The 19,616-nt window shown below is 72.9% G+C and carries 21 protein-coding genes; 8 read left to right on the forward strand and 13 right to left on the reverse strand.

All coding sequences use genetic code 11. The features are described 5' to 3' along the window. Window positions 1-65: 65 nt before the first annotated feature. The 3 genes from ABD352_RS36290 (at window position 66) to ABD352_RS36300 (ending at window position 3,256) form a co-directional block, all read left to right on the forward strand. Window positions 66-722: a response regulator transcription factor gene (locus tag ABD352_RS36290; protein ID WP_344617061.1), complete on the forward strand. Its 657-nt coding sequence runs from the start codon at window positions 66-68 to the stop codon at window positions 720-722. After that, on the forward strand, window positions 719-2,068 hold the full coding sequence (locus ABD352_RS36295; protein WP_344617062.1) for an ATP-binding protein: 1,350 nt from the start codon (window positions 719-721) through the stop codon (window positions 2,066-2,068). Before ABD352_RS36290 ends, ABD352_RS36295 begins: the two co-directional genes overlap by 4 nt. Before the next feature lie 72 nt (window positions 2,069-2,140). After that, on the forward strand, window positions 2,141-3,256 hold the full coding sequence (locus ABD352_RS36300) for a hypothetical protein (RefSeq protein ID WP_344617063.1): 1,116 nt from the start codon (window positions 2,141-2,143) through the stop codon (window positions 3,254-3,256). A gap of 225 nt (window positions 3,257-3,481) precedes the next feature. Here the strand turns inward: ABD352_RS36300 and ABD352_RS36305 are convergent, their stop codons facing one another. From ABD352_RS36305 to ABD352_RS36315, 3 genes are all read right to left on the reverse strand, one after another. Beyond that, on the reverse strand, window positions 3,482-4,036 hold the full coding sequence (locus ABD352_RS36305; RefSeq protein WP_344617064.1) for an isochorismatase family protein: 555 nt from the start codon (window positions 4,034-4,036) through the stop codon (window positions 3,482-3,484). A gap of 55 nt (window positions 4,037-4,091) precedes the next feature. After that, window positions 4,092-5,471 (reverse strand): DUF6745 domain-containing protein, encoded by a 1,380-nt coding sequence (locus tag ABD352_RS36310; RefSeq protein ID WP_344617065.1) that lies wholly within the window; start codon window positions 5,469-5,471, stop codon window positions 4,092-4,094. Between the two features lie 118 nt (window positions 5,472-5,589). Then, entirely contained in the window at window positions 5,590-5,877 is a 288-nt protein-coding gene (locus ABD352_RS36315; protein ID WP_344617089.1) for a hypothetical protein, read from the reverse strand. Between the two features lie 361 nt (window positions 5,878-6,238). Here ABD352_RS36315 and ABD352_RS36320 point away from each other — a divergent pair, with 361 nt between their 5' ends. After that, a complete protein-coding gene (locus tag ABD352_RS36320) occupies window positions 6,239-7,255 on the forward strand; it encodes a TerC family protein (RefSeq protein WP_344617066.1) in 1,017 nt (338 codons plus the stop codon). 82 nt (window positions 7,256-7,337) lie between these two features. Next, complete coding sequence (locus ABD352_RS36325; protein ID WP_344617067.1) at window positions 7,338-8,330, forward strand: terpene synthase family protein; 993 nt, start codon at window positions 7,338-7,340, stop codon at window positions 8,328-8,330. Window positions 8,331-8,382: 52 nt separating this feature from the next. On the opposite strand, the gene typA is transcribed toward ABD352_RS36325, so the two are convergent. After that, window positions 8,383-10,248 (reverse strand): translational GTPase TypA, encoded by a 1,866-nt coding sequence (gene typA, locus ABD352_RS36330; protein ID WP_344617068.1) that lies wholly within the window; start codon window positions 10,246-10,248, stop codon window positions 8,383-8,385. Window positions 10,249-10,392: 144 nt separating this feature from the next. Between typA and ABD352_RS36335 the strand changes: the two genes are divergently transcribed. Further along, window positions 10,393-11,292, forward strand: coding sequence for a transglycosylase SLT domain-containing protein (locus tag ABD352_RS36335; protein WP_344617069.1), 900 nt, complete (start codon window positions 10,393-10,395; stop codon window positions 11,290-11,292). Here the strand turns inward: ABD352_RS36335 and ABD352_RS36340 are convergent. Beyond that, complete coding sequence (locus ABD352_RS36340; protein ID WP_344617070.1) at window positions 11,289-11,618, reverse strand: hypothetical protein; 330 nt, start codon at window positions 11,616-11,618, stop codon at window positions 11,289-11,291. The two genes, ABD352_RS36335 and ABD352_RS36340, sit on opposite strands and share 4 nt — an antisense overlap. 47 nt (window positions 11,619-11,665) lie before the next feature. On the opposite strand from ABD352_RS36340, the gene ABD352_RS36345 reads away from it, so the two are divergent. After that, on the forward strand, window positions 11,666-12,214 hold the full coding sequence (locus ABD352_RS36345; RefSeq protein WP_344617071.1) for a TIGR03086 family metal-binding protein: 549 nt from the start codon (window positions 11,666-11,668) through the stop codon (window positions 12,212-12,214). Here the strand turns inward: ABD352_RS36345 and ABD352_RS36350 are convergent. The 7 genes from ABD352_RS36350 to pnuC are packed head-to-tail and all read right to left on the reverse strand — an operon-like array spanning window position 12,195 to window position 18,811. After that, complete coding sequence (locus ABD352_RS36350; RefSeq protein WP_344617072.1) at window positions 12,195-13,046, reverse strand: STM4011 family radical SAM protein; 852 nt, start codon at window positions 13,044-13,046, stop codon at window positions 12,195-12,197. The genes ABD352_RS36345 and ABD352_RS36350 overlap by 20 nt on opposite strands. Continuing rightward, a complete protein-coding gene (locus ABD352_RS36355; RefSeq protein ID WP_344617073.1) occupies window positions 13,043-14,359 on the reverse strand; it encodes an STM4012 family radical SAM protein in 1,317 nt (438 codons plus the stop codon). Before ABD352_RS36355 ends, ABD352_RS36350 begins: the two co-directional genes overlap by 4 nt. Then, window positions 14,353-15,147 (reverse strand): STM4013/SEN3800 family hydrolase, encoded by a 795-nt coding sequence (locus tag ABD352_RS36360; RefSeq protein ID WP_344617074.1) that lies wholly within the window; start codon window positions 15,145-15,147, stop codon window positions 14,353-14,355. Before ABD352_RS36360 ends, ABD352_RS36355 begins: the two co-directional genes overlap by 7 nt. Then, window positions 15,144-16,208 carry an STM4014 family protein gene (locus tag ABD352_RS36365; RefSeq protein WP_344617075.1) on the reverse strand — a complete coding sequence of 355 codons (1,065 nt, stop codon included), beginning with the start codon at window positions 16,206-16,208 and terminating at the stop codon, window positions 15,144-15,146. The genes ABD352_RS36360 and ABD352_RS36365 overlap by 4 nt, the downstream gene beginning before the upstream one ends. A gap of 5 nt (window positions 16,209-16,213) precedes the next feature. After that, a complete protein-coding gene (locus ABD352_RS36370) occupies window positions 16,214-17,122 on the reverse strand; it encodes an STM4015 family protein (protein WP_344617076.1) in 909 nt (302 codons plus the stop codon). Window positions 17,123-17,132: 10 nt separating this feature from the next. Further along, window positions 17,133-18,239, reverse strand: coding sequence for an AAA family ATPase (locus ABD352_RS36375; RefSeq protein WP_344617077.1), 1,107 nt, complete (start codon window positions 18,237-18,239; stop codon window positions 17,133-17,135). After that, on the reverse strand, window positions 18,212-18,811 hold the full coding sequence (gene pnuC / locus ABD352_RS36380; RefSeq protein ID WP_344617078.1) for a nicotinamide riboside transporter PnuC: 600 nt from the start codon (window positions 18,809-18,811) through the stop codon (window positions 18,212-18,214). The genes ABD352_RS36375 and pnuC overlap by 28 nt, the downstream gene beginning before the upstream one ends. 16 nt (window positions 18,812-18,827) lie before the next feature. On the opposite strand from pnuC, the gene ABD352_RS36385 reads away from it, so the two are divergent. Further along, the gene (locus ABD352_RS36385; RefSeq protein WP_344617079.1) at window positions 18,828-19,121 is read left to right on the forward strand and encodes an antibiotic biosynthesis monooxygenase family protein; all 294 of its coding nucleotides are present in this window, start codon (window positions 18,828-18,830) and stop codon (window positions 19,119-19,121) included. Here ABD352_RS36385 and ABD352_RS36390 read toward each other — a convergent pair. Continuing rightward, window positions 19,118-19,616: hypothetical protein (locus ABD352_RS36390; RefSeq protein WP_344617080.1), on the reverse strand; the 499-nt coding region annotated here is incomplete at its 5' end. The two genes, ABD352_RS36385 and ABD352_RS36390, sit on opposite strands and share 4 nt — an antisense overlap.

The following is a 19,616-nucleotide window of genomic DNA, read 5'->3' on the forward strand; positions in this document are numbered from 1 at the left end:
TCCGGCTGTGACATCGCTGAGACCGTCTGTGCCGGAGCACAGCCGAGCATGCCACGCTGTTACTCGTGCGGCTGCTGGTGGTTGAGGACGAGATGCGAATGGCCCACGCGCTGCAGCGGGGCCTGCAGGCGGAGGGCTTCGCCGTGGACGTGGCCGGCGACGGCCCGAACGGCCTGGAGATGGCCAGACACGGCGGCTACGACGCGGTGATCCTCGACATCATGCTGCCCGGGCTGTCGGGCTACCGCGTCGTGCAGACCCTGCGGGCCGAGAAGAACTGGGTCCCGGTGCTCATGCTCTCGGCCAAGGACGGGGAGTACGACCAGGCCGACGGCCTCGACTGCGGCGCCGACGACTACCTGACCAAGCCGTTCTCGTACGTCGTGCTCGTCGCCCGGCTCCGGGCCCTGCTGCGCCGCGGCGCGCCGGAGCGTCCCAGCGTGCTCACTGTCGGTGACCTGAGCCTGGACCCGGCCCGGCGCCGGGTGACCAGCGGCGGCGAGGAGATCGTGCTCACAGCGCGGGAGTACGCGCTGCTGGAGTACCTCATGCGCCGCCCCGGCCAGGTGGTCTCCAAGACCGAGCTGCTCGACCACGTGTGGGACGCCAGCATCGACACCGCCCCGAACGCCGTCGAGGTCTACGTCGGCTACCTGCGGCGCAAGCTCGGCCGCGATCTGCTGGAGACCGTCCGCGGCGCCGGATATCGGCTCCGCCAATGAAGTGGTGGGCTTCCCTCTCGCTGCGGGGCCGGCTGGTCCTGCTCGGTACCAGCGGGCTCATCGTCGGGCTGGCGATCGCCGGCGTGGCCATGGCGACGGCCATGACGTACAGCTTCCGCGGCTCCCTCGACCGCTCCGCCGACGCCACCGCGACCGAGATGGCCGCGCTGCTCGAAGAGGGCGGCCGGCTGCCCGAGACGCTGCCGGCCCCCTCCAACCAGATCGTGCAGATCCTCGATTCCCAGGGGCGCAGCGTCATCGCCGGCGACTCGAGTGCCGATCTTCTGGTACCGCTGCTACGCGGCACCGAGGTCGACCGCGCACTGGACGGCGAGCGGATCGAGGTCCCGGGCGACCGCGCCGTGCAGCCCGACACGCTGCGGGTCACCGCCCGGCAGGTCCCCGGCGGCCGGATCATCCTGGTCGGCGTGCCGCTGGGCGACTACCACCGCAGCCTGGAGCTGTTGCGCAACGCGCTGTGGGTGACGTACCCCGCGCTGGTCCTCGTCCTGGTCCTGATCGCCTGGCGGGTCGTCGGCGCCGCCCTCTCCCCCGTCGACCGCCTGCGCCTGGGCGCCGAGCGGATCACCGGCGCCGCCACCGACGAGCGCCTGCCGGTCCCCCCGTCCTCGGACGAGATCCAACGCCTGGCCATCACCCTCAACCACATGCTCGACCGCCTGGCCGTCTCCCGCGCCCGCCAGCGCTCCTTCATCGCCGACGCCGCCCACGAGCTGCGCAGCCCGCTCGCCTCCATCCGGATCCAGATCGAGGTCGCCCAGAAGCTCGACGACTGGCCCTCGGTCGCCGACGAGATCATCGCCGACCTCGACCGCCTGACCCGCCTCGTCGACGACCTCCTACTGCTGGCCCGCGCCGACGCCTCGGACGCCCGCCGCGTCGCCCGGGAGCCCGTCGAGCTGCGCACGCTGCTGAACTCGCTGGCCAAGCGCTACGACAGGGTCACCGTGGAGCCGGGCGAGTCCCTCTGGGCCGAGGGCGAGCCGGACGCGCTCCTGCGCGTGGTGCTGAACCTCGTCGACAACGCTGTGCGGCACGCCCACACCGCCGTGACCCTGGCCGTGGTCCCCGAGGGCCAGTCCGAGGTCCTCGTCACGGTCACCGACGACGGCGAGGGCATCCCGGCCCCCCTCCGCGAACGCGTCTTCGACCGTTTCGCCCGGCTGGACGACGGCCGCGCCAGGGACGCCGGCGGCAGCGGCCTGGGCCTGGCCATCGTCCGCGAACTGGTACGCCGCCACGGCGGCACGGTCCGGCTGAACGACGCCCGCCCGGGCATCCGCGCCGAGGTCCGCCTCCCCCGCCTCCCCGACAGCACCATGTGACACCTCGGGCCTCCCCGACAGCGCCGTGCGATGCCCGCGGGCCCGGAGCTCCCGAGTTGCTACCGTCGGCGGGTGAGGCGGCTTGGCTCCCGAACGCTGTCCCGAACCTCCCTGGCCGCGGCGCTGACCGTGGGCGCGTGGCTCGTCCTCGCCCCGAGCCCGCCCGGCACCCCGGCCGCGACCCCCTCGCTGCCCTCGCTCCGCACGGCCTGGCCGGCCGCGGCCGTGATCGACACCCCGGCCCGGCTGGCGGACGGCACCGACTTCCTGCCGTTGCTGTACGTCACCCCGGACGTCTCCCTGGGCACCGCCCCCACCCCGGATCACGCCGCCCAACGCCTGCTGCTGCGCACCACCGCGGGCGAGCGCGAGCTACGCCGGGTCGACGCCACGCTGTACCCGCAGTTCTTCGGCTTCACCCACACTGCCGACCACGTCTACTGGGCCGAGTCCACCACGGCCGCCGCCACCGAGACCGGGTTCTGGCGGGCCCCGCTGTCCCCCGACGGCGCCGCCACCCAGATCGTGCCGCCCGGTGACGTCGGCGCGGCCACCTTCTTCGGCTCGGAGGACGACCTGGTCATCGCCGACGACCACCTCTACTGGGCCGCCACGGGCACCACAACAACCCGAGACGCTGGTGCGGTCACCGAGATCAGGTCGGTACCGATCGGCGGCGGCGCCGTCGGCGTGCGGCGGCTGGACGGCGAGTACCGGCTCTCGACGTGGCCCTGGGCGCGCACTATCCCCGGCGTGAAGGGCCCGCAGCAGCTGCTCGACCTGGAGACCGGCGCCCGCCGGACCGTCGTGGGCGCGGCCGCGGAGCAGCTGGCCTGCGAACCGGTCTGGTGCCGGGCCGTGGTGACCACCGGCTCGGACCAGGTGGCCCTGTACGACATGGTCCGCACCGACGGCACCGACCGCCGCCGGATCGGCGCCGGGACGGTGACCGCGGCCGTGCCCGACGTGGCCCGGCTGGACCGCTTCGAGCCCCTTCTCCAGGCCCAGGACCCGGCCGCCGCGAGCTCGCCGTGGCGACTCGTCCTCTACGACCTCGTGCGCGATCGGACCGTGGCGATCACCGATGGCGTCGGCGCCGTGCGGGCCAACCAGAACATGCTGTGGTGGCAGACCCGCAGCGGCGGCGCCGTGCAGTGGCACAGCCTCGACCTGACCACCCTGACCTGACCTGACCCCCTGCCCGGCCGGGCCTCGGCCGCCACCCCGAGCCGCAGGACCGGCGACATCCCGGCACGCGCCGGACCGGCACTGGCCCGGACCGGGCAGGACCGGCGCTGGCCCGGGCGGGGCCGGGTGCTGGCCCGGGCGGGGCCGGGTGCTGGCCCGGGCGGGGCCGGGTGCTGGCCCGGGCAACAGGTCGCTCCGGGGCGACGGGCGGGCGACGCGGCGCGGTCAGTCGGTGAAGGTGACGTCCTTGGTCTCGACCGTGCCGCCCTTGCGACCGGGGGCGGCCTGCCAGCCCCAGGACAGGTTGGTGTGGGCGACGACCTGCTCGGGTGCCGGGGCGCCCCACTGGCTCAGGTCCTCGGTCGTGTGAGCGTCGCCGACCAGGATGGCGTCGTACCCACGGACCAGGGCGCCGTGCAGGGTCGAACGGATGCAGGCGTCGGTCTGGGCGCCGGTGACGATCAGGCGGCCGACGCCGCCGGCGGACAGGTGGGACTCGAGGTCGGTGTCCTCGAAGGAGTCGAGGTAGCACTTGTGGACCAGGGGCTCGGAGTCGAGGCGGGTGAGCTCCGGGACGTACTGCCAGGCGTCGGAGTCGCGCGGCAGGTGCTCGTCGTTGTGCTGGACCCACACCACCGGCACCTGCTCGGCGCGGGCCTTGTCCAGCAGGGTGTTGATGTTGGCGATCACGGTGTCGCGGTTGTGGCTGCCGTTCACGGTGCCGTTCTGCACGTCGATGACGAGCAGCGCGGTGTTCGGGCGGTTCGGCAGGGTCGTCATGGGCTCCTCCTCGATGGTTCGCGTGATCCGGGTCCGAAATCGGGGGCGGCCGTCATCAAGTCTGGACCAGCGGCCGGTACTCGTCCTCCGTCAGGCCGAAGGTCCAGGCCACGCCCTCGCGGGCGGTGCGGGTCTGCGGGGGCACGCGCAGCCAGTACACCCGGCTCGTGCCGTCCGGCTCCGGGGTGCTGTTCACGACCTCGACCATGGCCAGGGGCTCGTCGTCGGTGAATGTCACGCGCCACAGGACGCCGGTCTCGTCCTCGGCGACCCGGCGGGCGCCGGCCTCGCGGACATATCGTTCGTACCCGAAGTGTTCCAGCATCACCCGGCGCAGCTCGGCGTTGCGCTCCTTGGCGATCTCGCGGTGGGTCAGGCGGGACAGCCGGTCGACAAGGTCCGAGGGGATCGGCATGCCGCGCCAGGCGTGGATGGCATACCCGTCGCTGTAGTGCAAGGCCGGGGTGTCGGCGGCGTGCAGGCGGCCGAGGTTGTCGCGGTGCAGGGCGTCGGGCCGGTCGGTGAGGATCGCGACGTTCGCATACGGCCACCACCACGAGGACGAGCGGGCCACCCCGGCCAGGCCGGCCAGGAGCTGCACGGCGTGCAGGGCCGCGCCGCCGCCCGACCCGAACGCACCAACCGGCGACGACGGCCGCACCGGCCCGCCGGGAGCAGGCGCGCCCGCCCGAACGGCCCCGGCCGGGCCGGCGCTGAAGTCCATGGGAGCGGCCGCCGGCGGGGACGAAACAACCGACACCGCCGCGGCAGCGGAGCCCGACGGCGACGGACCCGCCGACCAGGACGGGACGGCCTCGGCCGGCGCAGCACCGGGCGACGCCGCCGCCGGGGGCGGGGTGGCGGCGTCGAAGGCGGCGAGCCAGCCCGCGTCGTGCTGGCCGCCGACGGCGTCGAGCAGGACGGCGCGGGCGTGGGCGGGCAGCTCGCCGCGCAGGTGGGTGCGCAGCGGGGTCGCGATGCGGTCGTTGACCAGGCCCCAGACGTCGGCGGCGCAGGCGGACCACAGGGCGGCCCAGCCGTCCGGGCCGAGCAGGGTGTGGGCCTCGGCGCGGGCCGCGGCCCACGGGGCGGTGCGGACCGCGTTGCGCACCGAAGGGCCGGCGCTGCCGCTCACCGGCGGGCAGCCCTGGGCGCGTAGCTCGGCGGCGATGGCCTCGTCGGCGGGGTCGGGCGCGTCGCCGGGCAGGCCGCGGCGGCCGGTGAGCAGGGCGGCGGCGCGGGCGGCGGCCAGCGGGGAGGCGAACCACACCACGTGGCGGGGCTCGGGGAGGCCGGCCGAGCGGTACGCCAGGCGGGCCGCCTCGGTGGCCGCGGCCCGGTCGGCCGGGGCGGTGGACAGGCCGGCGGCCAGCCACTTCGCGGAGACGGCGCCGAGGGCCGCGGCCCGCGACTCGGGAGTGGAGGGGGTAGTCATCGGTCAGCCACATTCCGGTAGGCGCCGGGCGCGCACCCGCGCCGGCGGACGATGCGACGAGGGGCCGCGGGAACGATGCGCCGATCGCATCGGTGGAGGTCGGCGGGCACGGCGCTCATCAGTCGGCCACGTACCGGTAGGCGCCGGGGATGTACTCGCGCTGCCGGACCACGCGGTAGGTCCCCGCCGGGATGGTGATCGGCCCGTGCTCCTCGTGGACCACGTGGGCGCGGGTGGCGATCTTCACGAAGAGGCTGGCGGGGTCGTCGGGGATGGTCAGCAGGGCGGTGTCCGGGCCGACGATGACGTGGGCGTGGCCGGTGGCCTCGCCGCGGGCCAGGATCATGCGGCCGGTGCGGTCGCGCGGGGCGGGCACGGCGGTTGCGGGTAGCTGCGTGCCGGGCACGGGGACCAACAGAACGTCACCTTGGCGATACACGGATGTCTCCCCTCGACGGCCATGCGTGAGTGAGCGGCGAAAGAACCGCCCGGTCATGCGGTGTCGAGCAGGACGATAGACGTGGGGTACGACAATTTTTCGCCCCCGCTCGTCCGGACGTGACGGCCTGATGGACAATGGTTGACGAGCAACAGGAGGGGAGTATTCCCCCGCGACGGTCGTCGTCAGCACGGTGCCTCGGCACCCGGCGCCGTCGGTCATCCGGCGAGTGCGGGTGGCGGAAGAGACCTCCGGTGTCAACTACACAGCCCACGCGTCCCTAAGGGGTCGGCGTGGCCTGTGGTGTGTCAACCGGAGGTTATTGCACGTGGACGTTGCCGGCTGGATCTGGACAGCGACTCTCGTCGGTCTGGGCGCAATCCTCCTGTTCGATCTCGCGATCGTGGCCCACCGACCTCATGAGCCGTCCATCAAAGAGTCCACGATCTGGGTCACGGTGTACGTCGCCCTCGCGCTCGCGTTCGGACTGTTCGTGTACGCCAAGTGGGGCGGGGCGTTCGCCGGGGAGTTCTACGCCGGATGGCTGACCGAGTACAGCCTGTCGGTCGACAACCTGTTCGTCTTCGTGATCATCTTGTCCCGCTTCAGGGTGCCGCGGCAGTTCCAGCAGAAGATCTTGTTGATCGGCATTGTGCTGGCGCTGATCATGCGCGGCGGGTTCATCGCGCTGGGGTCGGCGGCGATCAGCCGCTTCTCGTGGGTTTTCTACATCTTTGCCGCGTTCCTGGTCTACACGGCGGTCAAGCTCGCGTTCCAGGGCGAGACCGAAGATTCGGACTTCAAGGAGAACGCGCTGATCCGCTGGTCGCGGCGGGTGCTGCCGATGACGCCCGAGTACCACGAGTCGCGGCTCACGGCGCGTGACGAGCGCGGCCGCCTGCACATGACGCCGATGATCGTGGTGCTCATCGCGATCGGGACCACCGACCTGATCTTCGCGCTCGACTCGATCCCGGCGATCTTCGGGCTGACCTCCGAGCCATACCTGGTGTTCACCGCGAACGTGTTCGCGCTGATGGGACTGCGGCAGCTGTACTTCCTGATCGGCGGCCTGCTTGATCGACTGGTGTATCTGTCCATCGGGCTCGCCGTGGTGCTCGGGTTCATCGGCGTGAAGCTCTTCCTCGAAGCGCTCGCGGACAACAACCTGCCATTCATCAACGGCGGGGAGCCTGTCGAGTGGGCGCCGCACATCGGCATCGGGCTGTCACTCGCCGTGATCATCGGCACCCTTGCCATCACCACCGTCGCGTCGCTGGTCAAGTCGCGGCGGGATTCACGTGCACAGAAAGCACAACCGGACAAGACACACAATGCTCACTAATGCTTGAGCAGGACTCGCGCTGAGCGCGAATCAGGGCGAGGATGGGGTACCACGGCCGGGCGGGTGATGCATCTTGCACGAAATGACACAGCGGGGTTTGAGCGTTGCCCCGTCGGTACTGTGCCCTTTCCAGCCCCGGATCTCCCCGCACGCGGACGCCGTGCAGCGCTGGTCGCTGCAGTGGGCGACCCGGCACGGCCTGCTGGACCGGCCGGGCGCCCGTCAGGCGTTCGCCAAGGCCCGGTTCGCCAACCTCATGGCCCGCGCCCACCCCGACGCGGGCGAGCCCGAGCTGCGGCTGGCCACGGCCTGGCTGATCAGCATCTTCGTGCTCGACGACCTGCTGGAGCGGGCGCTGGTGCGCGACCCCGAGCCGGCCCGCGCGGCCGTCGCCGAGGTGGTGCGCCTGTTACGCGACCAGCAGCCGGCCCCGATCCTGGCCACGACGCTGGGCCGGCCGCTGGCCACCGCGCTGGGCGAGGTGTGGCGGCGCACCGAGCCGCGGGTGGGGGCGGCATGGCGGGAGCGGTTCGTCGGGCACGTCGCGGACTACCTCGCCGGCACGGTCTGGGAGGCCGGCAACCGGGCCGCCGACCGGCCGCCGCTGCTGGAGGAGTACCGCCGGATGCGCCACCAGAGCGCGGCCACCGACATGTTCTTCGACCTCATCGAGCCGATGCACGGCGTCGAGCTGCCCGCCGACCTGCTCGGCGACCCGGACTTCGACGCCGCCCGGCGGACCGCCGGCACCGTGATCGGGATCTTCAACGACCTGATCTCGTGGCCCAAGGAGGCGGCGGTCGGCGACCATCACAACATCGTCTTCGCGCTGCAGCGCGAGCACCGGCTCAGCCTGGACGAGGCCGTCCAGGCCGCCGTCGCCGAGCATGACGAGCAGGTCATCGCCTTCCAGGTGGCCCGCGACCGGCTCGAGACGCGGCACTGGGCCGACCAGGCGGCGATCATCGGGATCACCGACCTCGTGCACTGGATCCGCGGCAACCTGGACTGGTCGATGGAGTCGGGCCGTTACGCCCCTGCCGAACTTCCCGGCCCCCGCCGCCCACTGGACTGAAGTTGTACGTCCTGTGCTCGACCGAGCACAGGACGTACAACTGGGAAATCAATCAGGCGTGCGCCCGCTTGCGCGCGACGCGCTCGCGGTCCTTCTGGTCCAGCATGACCTTCCGGATGCGGATGGCCTGCGGCGTGATCTCCACGCACTCGTCCTCGCGGCAGAACTCGAGCGCCTGCTCCAGGGACAGCTTGCGGGGCGGAATCAGCTTCTCCGTCTCGTCGGCGGCCGACGAGCGCATGTTCGTGAGCTTCTTCTCCTTGGTGATGTTCACGTCCATGTCGTCGGCGCGGGAGTTCTCCCCGACGATCATGCCCTCGTACACCTCGGTGGTGGGCTCCACGAACATCGAGCCGCGCTCCTGCAGGTTCATCATCGCGAACGGCGTCGCGACGCCCGCGCGGTCGGCGACCAGCGAGCCGGTGGCGCGGGTGCGCAGCTCGCCGAACCAGGGCTCGTAGGACTCGAACACGTGGTGCAGGATGCCGGTGCCGCGGGTGTCGGTGAGGAACTCGGTGCGGAAGCCGATCAGGCCGCGCGCGGGGACCAGCCACTCCATGCGGATCCAGCCGGTGCCGTGGTTGACCATCTGCTCCATGCGCCCCTTGCGGGTGGCCAGCAGCTGGGTGATCGCGCCGAGGTACTCCTCCGGGGCGTCGATCGTGAGCCGCTCGACCGGCTCGTGCACCTTGCCGTTGATCTCGCGGGTCACCACCTGCGGCTTGCCGACGGTGAGTTCGTAGCCCTCGCGGCGCATCTGCTCGACCAGGATGGCCAGGGCCAGCTCGCCACGGCCCTGCACCTCCCAGGCGTCGGGGCGCTCGGTCGGCAGCACGCGCAGCGACACGTTGCCGACCAGCTCGCGCTCCAGGCGGTCCTTGACCAGCCGGGCGGTGACCTTGGCCCCCTTCACCTTGCCGGCCAGCGGCGAGGTGTTGGTGCCGATGGTCATGGAGATGGCCGGCTCGTCGACGGTGATCCGGGGCAGCGCGATCGGGTTCTCGGCGTCGGCCAGGGTGTCGCCGATCATGATGTCGGCGATGCCGGCCACGGCGATGATGTCGCCCGGCCCGGCCTGCTCGGCCGGCTTGCGCTCCAGCGCCTCGGTCATGAGCAGCTCGGAGATGCGCACCGAGGTCTGCGCGCCGTCCTCGCGGCACCAGGCCACCGTCTGGCCCTTGCGGATCGTGCCCTGGCGCACCCGGCACAGGGCCAGGCGGCCGAGGAACGGCGAGGCGTCGAGGTTGGTCACGTGGGCCTGCAGCGGGGCGGCCTCGTCGTAGGCGGGCGCCGGGATGTAGTCCAGCAGGGTCCTGAACAGCGGCTGCAGGCTGTCGCTGTCCTCGGGGATGGTGCCGTCCTTGGGCTGGGACACCGAGGCGATGCCGTCGCGGGCGCAGGCGTAGACGATCGGGAACTCGATCTGCTCCTCGTCGGCGTCGAGGTCGAGGAACAGCTCGTAGGTCTCGTCCACGACCTCCTTGATCCGCGCGTCGGGGCGGTCCACCTTGTTGATCACCAGGATGATCGGCATCCGGGCCTTGAGCGCCTTGCGCAGCACGAACCGGGTCTGCGGCAGCGGCCCCTCGCTCGCGTCGACGAGCAGGACGACCCCGTCGACCATGGTCAGGCCGCGCTCGACCTCGCCACCGAAGTCGGCGTGGCCGGGCGTGTCGATGATGTTGATGGTCACCGGGTCGCCGCCGTCGCCCGGGACGTACCGGACAGCGGTGTTCTTGGCGAGAATGGTGATGCCCTTCTCGCGCTCGAGGTCCATCGAGTCCATGACCCGGTCGGTGAGCTCGGCGCGAGCGTGGAACGCGCCGGCCTGCCGCAACATCGCGTCGACGAGGGTGGTCTTGCCGTGGTCGACGTGGGCGACGATAGCCACGTTGCGGAGGTCTGAGCGGGTCTGCATACCTCCATTGTTCCAGGCACCCCCGCAAGCCCGTGGACCGCTCCGGGGGATGTGACTTCGCGCTCCGGTACATCGAAACACGGGGCTGACCACGTCCTTATTTCTGGGTAGCCTGACCAGGCACGGGGGAGGAGACGGGTATCGATGAGCTACGACTTCTACGAAGAGGACGACACCGCCGAGCTGGCACCACTGAAGGCCAAGCGCCACTGGGGCATGATCCTGCTCGGCGTGGCCATGGCCGTGGTCCTGGTCGGGTGTGGGGTCATGGCCACCATGCTCAAAGGCAAGGGCCAGGACAAGAACCCAGTGGCGGCCGCGCCGAAGGAGTCGAAGGACTGGGCCACGCCGGTCCAGTCGGCCGCGCCGGGGGTGCCGACCACTGAGGCGCCGGCCGCGCTGGCCAGCAGCGGCCCCGCGAAGGTGCCGACGACGACCAAGCCGCCGCCGTCGAAGAAGCCGACGATCGTGCTGACCACCCAGGCGCCCGCGCCCAAGCACTCCACACCGGCCGGGTGCACGCCCAGCCGAGGGCCGAACCAGCTGGCCAAGGCCGACGTCAGGGACCTGCTCGACACGGCGGCGGGCACCGCGTTCTGGGGCACGGCGACCAAGGCGGAGTACGCCGACATCCGGGTGCCGGCCCGCCTGCTCTACGCGATCGCGGAGCAGGAGAGCGGGTGGCAGTCCGACATCAAGGCCTGCGACGGCGGGCTGGGCCTCATGCAGATCATGCCCACCACGCAGACCTTCGTGAACAACCGCTTCGGCAAGAGCTGGGACCGCACCAAGCCCTCGGGCAACGTGATGTGCGGCGCGAACTACCTGGCCTGGCTCATCGCCTACTACGGCGACAAGATCGCGGTCAAGAACAACGCGGACGCGAACTACGACATCGCGACCAACGCGGAGCTGCTCAAGCCGGTCATCTCGGCCTACAACTGGGGCACGGTCGGCGTGGAGCCCGGCGGGCCGTATCCGAACGGGACGTACGTGCAGAACGTCGTCGCCCTGATGGACCACAGCCGGGCGGGCAACTACTAGTCCTCGAAGGAGGAGGGCCCCACGTCGGTGTAGCGGCCGGCGTCGGGGTCCCACTCGAACTGGCGGCCCTCGGAGCCGGCGCTGACGATCGTGCCGAACGCCGGGTAGCGCTCCACCAGCCACTCCAGGTCGGGCATGAGCAGCTCCCCCGCGTCGGCCAGCTGCTCATCGGTCTCGTCGCCGACCAGCAGGTTCCAGCCGCTGGCCCGGCGGCCGTCGGGGGTGGCCGGGAGCGTGGCGTCCTCCGGGTCGTGGTACACGTAGCCCGGGGTCAGCGACTCGTCCTCCACCAGGCGCCGGGACGCGAACGCGATCAAGTAACCCATGCCGAACAGTATGGCCTCGCGCGCCGGGGGCCGGCCGAGGAGGACCCATGCCCACGTCGCAGGATGACCACCGCGCCGTCGCCGCCCGCTTCACGCAGGTCGTCGAGGGCACCACCGACTGGTCCGCCCCGGCGCCCTGCGAGGGCTGGACGGCCCGGGACGTCGTCGGCCACCTCGTCGGGTGGCTGCCCTCCTTCCTGCACTCCGGGGCCGGGATCGAGCTACCGGCCGGCCCGCCGGTCGAGTCGGACCCGGCCGGGGCCTGGCGGGCGCACACCGCCGCCGTCCAGGCCGTCCTCGACGACCCGGCGATCGGCTCGGTCGCCTTCTCCAACCCGCACACCGGCACGATGCCCCTGGCCGCGGCGATCGCGACCTTCTACACCTCCGACGTGTTCCTGCACACCTGGGACCTGGCCCGGGCCACCGGGCAGGACGAGCGCCTCGACCCGCAGCGCTGCGCGCAGATGCTGGAGGGCATGCGGCCGATGGAGGGACCGATGCGCGCCAGCGGCCAGTTCGGCCCGGCCGTCGCCGTCCCCGACGACGCCGACCCGCAGACCAGGCTGCTCGCCTTCATCGGCCGCCGGCCCTGATCCCGGCGGGGATCCGCTCCAGCACGCCGCCCTCGAACACCTCGTACAGCGGCAGCGTCCGCAGGTGGACGTAGCCGATGTGGCAGTCGCAGGCCGCCTTCGGGCACGGGCGCGGGCCCCGGCGGGCCGCCCACGAGCCGTCGTAGAGGTTGCCCAGCGGCTCGGCGACGAAGTGGCAGCGGCGGACCGTCCCGTCGCCGAAGACCGAGATCGCCTCGTCGCCGGTGCGGCAGTCGCGGCCCAGGGACGCGTGCGGGCGGACGCTGTAGCCGAAGAGCGGGTCGAGCGCGGTCCAGGCCGCCTCCTCCTCGGCGGTGTAGGCGTGCCCGTCGGCCGCATTCACCCAGAGGTACACCTCGGGTGGCAGCCGGCTCCTCAGTTCCCTGGCCGGGCCGAGGTGCTCCGGCAGTCCGACGACGCCGACCGAGTGCCGCACGCCGTGGCGGTGCAGGGTGGCACACGCGGCCAGGAAGCGCTCCGGGGTCGTCTGGCCCGGGTGGTACGTGCACCAGAGCGCCAGCCGCGACCGATCCGCGTCGGCGACCCAGCCCAGCCGGCCGGACAGGTTCGTCTGGATCGCGGCCCGTCCCACGTGCGGCAGGTGGGACAGCTCGACGAGCGCCTCGCGGTACCACGATCGGGTGAGCCCCTCACCCCAGGGCGTGAACAGCACCTCGATCGGCTCGTCGGCGGCTCGCACCCAGTCGACGAACCGCCGCAGCGCCGCCCGGTCCGCGCGCAGCAGCTCGGGTGGGTCGCGGCGCTTGGCGAACGGGCAGTACGGGCAGTCGTAGTTGCAGCTGGCGAGCGGGCCGCGGTAGAGGATCCTCATCGCGTCACGTGCCCCGCCATGGCCGCGCGGACGCCGGCCGAGATCAGCCACGGGCCGATCGCGTCGGAGTGCGCGAGACCCTCCGCGGTGAGCCGGTGCCCGTCGACGTATCCCGCGTCGCGCAGCCGGGCCAGGGCCGGGAAGTCCTCGTCGACGCCGGTGCCGAACCGGGCCGCGTACCGCCCGGCGTCGAGCCCCTCGGCCCGCAGCAGCGACTTGAGCAGCCAGCGGCGGCGCTGCTCGGCCCCGTCCAGCGCGAAGCCGACCTCGGCGAAGGCGAAGTCGTCCTCCGGACGGGCCAGGTAGTCCTCGATGATGGCGCGCACCGGCCGGACCCCGACCGCGTAGTCGAACGAGTAGTGCAGCGCGCTGGTGTAGGAGCGCGCCCCGCAGCCGAGGCCCACCATGCCGTCGTCCTGGCAGCAGTACTGCGGGCCATCGACCGGCGCCCCGGCCCGCCGGAACTGCCGCATCGACAGCTGCTCGTACCCTTCGGCGGCGAGCCGGGCGGCCGCGTGCCGGTAGAGCGCGAGCCGCTGGGCGTCCCAGTCCGGGTCGCTCCCGGCTGGGTCGCTCCCGGCCGGGTCGGCCCGCCGTCCGAGGCCGGTCAGCGGCCGGACGTACAGCGGGTAGAGGTACAGCTCCTCCGGGGCCCAGGCCAGCGCGGCGGTCAGCGACTCGTCCCACGTCCGCCGGGTCTGGCCCGGGATCCCGTAGATCAGGTCGATGTTGAGCTCCGCGCGGCCGGCGGCCCGGATCGCGCCCAGCGCCCGCTCGACCTCGGCGCGCCGCTGCGGCCGGCCGGCGGCGCGCGCCTCGGCGTCGAGGAAGCTCTGCACGCCGATGCTGATCCGGGTGGCGCCGCGCTCCATCAGCACCGCGAGCCGGTCGGGGGTGGCGGTGGCCGGGGACGTCTCCACCGACGTCGGCACCCGCGTGAGCCCGGCGGCCTCCTGCAGCAGGTCGAAGAGCTCGGTCAGCTCGGCCGCGGTCAGGTACGTCGGGGTGCCGCCCCCGATCGCCGCCCGCGCGAACCGGGCCCTGGGCAGCGCCTCGGCGACTTGGCGGGCCTGCCGGCGCAGCTGGGCCAGGTAGGCCGTGGCGTGCCCCTCCGGCGGGTTGGCCCGGGTGAACAGGTTGCAGAAGCCGCAGCGCATCTCGCAGAAGGGCACGTGCGTGTAGAGGAACAGGGCGCCGGTGTCCTCGCCGGCCCACACGTCGGCCAGCCGGGGGCGCGGGTCGAGCGGGCGGTAGGCGGTCTTGTGCGGATACGCGTACAGGTACCCCTGATACGGCGGGCCGAGATTCACCATGCGCCCGCCTCCAGCGTGAACTCGGCGTAGGGCACGGTCCACACGACCTCGTGGGCGATCCGGTGCCCGGTGTGGCCGTCCTCGCCGTAGGCGGTGCCGTGGTCGCTGCACAGGATCACCCGGCACGGGCGGCCGCGGGACGTGACCAGGCGCAGCAGGGTCGGCAGGTGCGCGTCGACGTACTCCAGCGCGGCCCCGTGCGAGGCCGGCCCGTCCTGCGCCGCGCCCGGCAGGTAGTGCCGGTTCGGCTGGTGCATCGCGGCGATGTTGACGAACGTGAACAGCGGCTCGTCGCGCGGCATGACCTCGGCGAGCCTGTCCAGCTGGGCCTCGAAGCAGGCCGGGTTGGTGACGCCGAACGCGGGGGTCCAGTGCGCCTCGTCGAACAGCGCGGGCAGGACCCGGCCCTGCGGCGAGGTCATGGCGAAGAACCCGACGCCGCCGAGGCAGATGGTGTGGTACCCCTCGGCGCGCAGCCCGGTGACCACGTCGGGCGCCTCGAAGACCCAGGTGTCGGGGCCGATCGTGGAGCTGCCCGGGAACCTCGCCGCGAACGCCCGCTCGTGCGGGCCCGGCCTCACCGGGGTGGGCAGGAAGCCGCCGAAGAAGGCGTGATGGGCCGCATACGTGAACGACGCCGGGGTGTGCCGCCGCTCCCACGCCCCGCCCGGCAGCGCCCGGGCCAGGTTGGGGGTGCGGCCGGCGGCGAGCAGCTCGGCGGCGACGTCGTAGCGCAGCGTGTCGAGCGTGACGAACAGCAGGTCGTGGCTGCCCAGCAGCGACTTCACAGCGCCGCCACCTCCGCCCCGCGGGTCGCGGCGGGCGTTCGCAGCAGCGCCGCCACCTCGGCCGCGTAGGTGTCGCGGCCGTCGACCAGCAGGCCCGGTAGCAGGTCGCCGAACGCGTTGACCTCGGCCACGGCCACCTCCTCGAACCCCGGCGCGAGCATCAGGTCGACGCCCACGTGCAGGCTGTCCGGGAAGCAGGCCGCGGCCCGCTCGCAGGTCGCCATCGCCGCCGCCCAGCGCTCCCGCCCCACCGCGGCCCGGATCGCGGCCAGGTCGCCGCGGGCGTTGCCGAGGTGCAGGTTGGTCAGCGGGGTGCGGCTGGTGCGGGCCACCACGTGGGCGGCCCGCCCGGCGATGACGACGACCCGCAGGTCGAACACCCGCCCGGCGTGGTCCGCCTTCGGGAACCAGCGCTCGACGTGCAGCCCGTCGGCGCCGAGCCGGTCGATGATCGCGGCCACCTCCCGCTCGCCGGTGTAGTGGTGGACCCGCAGTTCGTTGAAGAGCCGGCCGCCGTCCAGCGCGGCCGACGTGTAGGCGCTGACCCGGCCGCGGTGCATCGCGAGGGCGACCACGCCGGAGGCCGAGCTGCCGTGGGCCGGCTTGACGAACACGCGGCCCCATCCGGCGTCGCGGACCTGCGCGTAGCCGTCGGCGGCGAACCCGTCCGGGACCGGCACGCCGTGCGCGCGCAGCCGGGCGTGGCAACGGCGCTTGTCGAACAGGACGGCGAGGTCGTCGACCGGGTTGAGCAACCGGCCGGTGACCCGCTCGGCGACCCGGCGGGCGGCGGCGAGGAACCCGCGATACCAGGCGGCGAGGCCGACGATCTCGCCGTGCGCCGCCGGGGCCGGCGCGCCCCGCAGGAGCCGGTCGACCTCGGCGTCCTCCCCCGGCGACTCCAGCCGCACCGTGGAGCCCGGCGCGAGGGCGAAGTCGCCGGCGCACACGTCGCGCCAGTCGACGAACGCCGGCTCGCCCAGCCCCGCCGCGACCGCGGCGGCCCGGAACAGCTCCACCCGCCGGTGGCCCCGGATCCCGACGACGCTCAGCGCGGTCATCGCCGCTACTCCGTCACCGACACGTAGCGGTCGCCGTCGTCGGTCTCCTGCTCGTCGCTGACGTCGACCCGGACCCCGGGCAGCTCCTCGCCGAAGCGGGAGGCGAACTCGCCGGATATGAAGTGGTGGGACAGGTTCAGGGCCCGCAGGTGAGTGAGCGGCTGGCCGAGCAGCAGCGCCTCGGCGCCCGCGTCGGACAGCGCCCCCAGCGACAGGTCCAGCTCCTCCAGCCGGGCCACCACCGGCGCGCCGGCCAGGGCGCCGGCAAGATCGTCGGCGATCTCGGCGTTGCGCAGCGCCAGCCGGCGCAGGGCCGGCAGCTCGGTCCCGTTGAGGATCGGGGCGAGGTCGGCGACGGTGGCGTCGCCGCCGTACATCTGCACGCCCAGCCACAGCTCCAGCGCCTCCAGGGCCGGGAACGACGAGTCGGCGAAGCCGCGGACGAACTCGGCCGGCAGCCCACCGGCCTCGACCGCCAGCTCCCGCAGCCGCCGATGGCGCACCGGGGACATCCGCAGGCCCTCGGAGCCGCGGATCCGAAGGATCTCCAGGCGCGGGAACGCGGCCAGCAGTGGCGAGATGTCGCCGTGGTGGATCCAGGAGATCTCGCACTCCTCGTAGGTCATCTCCCCCACGAAGAGGGCCCGCAGGCGGGGCAGCCGGTCGCGGGCGGCGATGAGCAGGTGCAGCGGCGCCGGGTTCTCGTAGGGCGAGCCCCACTCGCCCATGACCAGGGCCTCGATCGTGCCGCCGCCGACGGTGTCGAGGAGCAGTCCGAGCTCCTCGGCGAAGCGGTCCTCGTCCGCGTCGTAGTCCACCGAGAGGCGCCAGGCCACCTCGCCGGGGCGCTCGCCGCGCCGGAAGTTGCGCACTGGAAGCCCGCCGAAGGTGGTGATGTGGGAACCGATCGCCATGGCGCGGACGTTAGCAGGACCCCCCGACAATTCTGCCGGGGTCGGCCGGCAGCAGCGGCGTCGCCAGGTCCCAGCCCCGGGCGAGCAGTTCGTCGCAGGCCTGCACGGCGCGGGACAGGCGGGCGCGGAAGGGCCCGGTCAGCTCGATCCACGGCACCCCGCGCGCGGCGAGCTCGTCGCGGAACCGGCCGGTCATCCAGGCCCGCAGGTGCTCGCCGTCGCGCATGCCGTCGTCGGCGAACGGCACGCCCTCGTCGCTCGTCAGCAGGTACAGGTGCGGGCGTCGCGCGGCGTCACGGACCGCTGACGATGCGCTGCCCAGGTACCGCTCCTCCCAGATCGCCGTGGCAAAACTGTCGGTGTCGCACAGCAGAATGGGGCCGCCGGATCGGGCGGCGGCATCCTCGGCGGCGTTCTGCTCGCGGGCGACGGTCACGAAGTCCGCGCGGGTCCACTCGAGGTCCGCCACCCCCTGACCCGGCGCCAGATCGGCCATCTTGAGGGAGGTCAGCGTGCGTCCGTACTCCTCGACCCAGGCGGTGGTGGCGAACGCGCCGCCGCGCAGGCGCAGGTGCGTGGCCAGGGCGCGGGTCAGCGTGGTCGTGCCGGTGGACTCCGCGCCGACGACCACGACCCGCCGGGCGAACCAGGCACGCACCGGCGGGGCCAGGAACGCCCAGCCGGCGACTGGGTCGGCGCGCACAGCGGTGCCGGAGACCGGCACGGCGGCGCGGGCCGGGTCGACCGGCACGTGCTCGGCGTCGAAGCGGCGGGCCAGCTCCTCGCCGTACGGCTCGGAGGAGAAGACCTTGTCGACCCGCCGCTCCCCCACCGCCGCGCGGAACACGGCGCAGTGGGCCTCCCAGGCGTCCGCCGACCCGTAGTCGATCGGCAGGTCGTCGTAGACGCCGGCGAACCGCACGTGCGGGCTCGCCGCGTGCACCTCGCGCAGCCAGGCCAGCCGGTCGGCCAGCGGGATCGACTCCACTGTGGACGGCGCGACGACCACGGTCACCTCGTCGCAGGCCCGCGCGGCCGAGTCGACGAGGTGATGGTGACCCGCGTGCGGCGGGTAGAACTTGCCGACGATCAGGCCGTGGACCACTGCGCCCGCCACGCTCGCAGCCCCGCCACACACAGGCCCAGGAACACCAGATAGAGGATCGCGGTCAGCCAGAGGTCCTTGTAGCCGTAGAGGGGGACGTAGACGACGTCGACGGCGATCCACAGCCACCAGCTCTCCAGCAGCCGCCGCGTCTGGCCGTAGGTCGCCAGCAGCGAGACCGCGGTCGTGGCGGCGTCGGGCCAGGGCACGGTCGACTCGGTGAAGCGGTGGAGGTACCACCACAGCGCCACGGTCAGCAGCACCCCGGCGGCGGCGAGCCAGGCCCACTCGGCCCGCGTGGTCGTGCGCACTTGCTGCTGCCGCGCGCCCGCGCGCCAAGCCCACCAGCCGTAGAAGCCGAGCACGACGTAGACGACCTGCAGCCAGGCGTCGCCGTAGAGCCCGACGTGCCAGAAGGCGACCATGAGGAGCAGGACGTTGGCGATCCCGAGCGGCCAGTTCGCGATGTGCTGGCGCACGACGAGATAGACGGTGAGCAGGCCGCTGGCGAATCCGAGCAGCTCGGCCCAGGTGGTGGGGGCCCCGAACGCGTGGAACGCCGCAGAGGTCAGCCAGTCGAGCACGGTCTACCCTAGCTGGATGGTTCTGGAAGTCGCACTGATCGACGTGCTTGAAGGCCGCGAGGACGAGTTCGCCGCCGCGTACCGCAAGGCCCACAACATCCTCGCCACCACCCCGGGCCTGCGCTCGGTGCGCATGACCCGGGGCATCGAGAGCCCGTCGCGATTCGTGCTGCTCGTCGAGTGGGACTCGGTCGACGCGCATCTGGACAACTTCCGCGCCACCGACCGGTTCACGCAGTGGCGCGCGCTCATCGGGCCGTACTTCGACGGCGCGCCCCGCGTCGAGCACTTCACCGACGTCGAGCCCTAGTCGCCCGTCTTCTTGTAGACGATGTAGTCCAGGTTCGCCGAGAACAGCGCGCCGGGGACCGCTTCGCCGGGCCGGGTCATGAACCAGGCGTAGCGGCCCTCGCTCGTGCGCACGCACACCTTCGAGCCCGGCACCAGCGTCGCCAGGACGATCTGGCGGGTCCAGCCGGTCTCCGGCACCGCCGTGCAGGTGGCCAGCGAGGGCGTGTCGCCGCCGAGCAGCACCGCGAACTTGGCACCGTTGGCCGCGGACAGGCCCAGGACGCTCGCGGTGGCGTCGGCCCCGGCGACCTGCTTCAGGCCGCTGTCGAAGTCGTAGGCGTCGTCGGGCTGCCCGGCCACGATCGCCAGCTGGGCCGTGCCGGAGCGCAGGATTCCGGTGCTCGGCGGGGCGGCCGGCGACCCGCTCGAGCTCGGGTCGGCCGACGGTGCCCCGCTGGCCGCGCCGCTCGCCTGGCCCGACGGGTCGGCGCTCGCCGCGGCGCTGCCCGCGCCG

This window comes from Dactylosporangium salmoneum (assembly GCF_039532525.1).
Lineage (GTDB): Bacteria > Actinomycetota > Actinomycetes > Mycobacteriales > Micromonosporaceae > Dactylosporangium > Dactylosporangium salmoneum.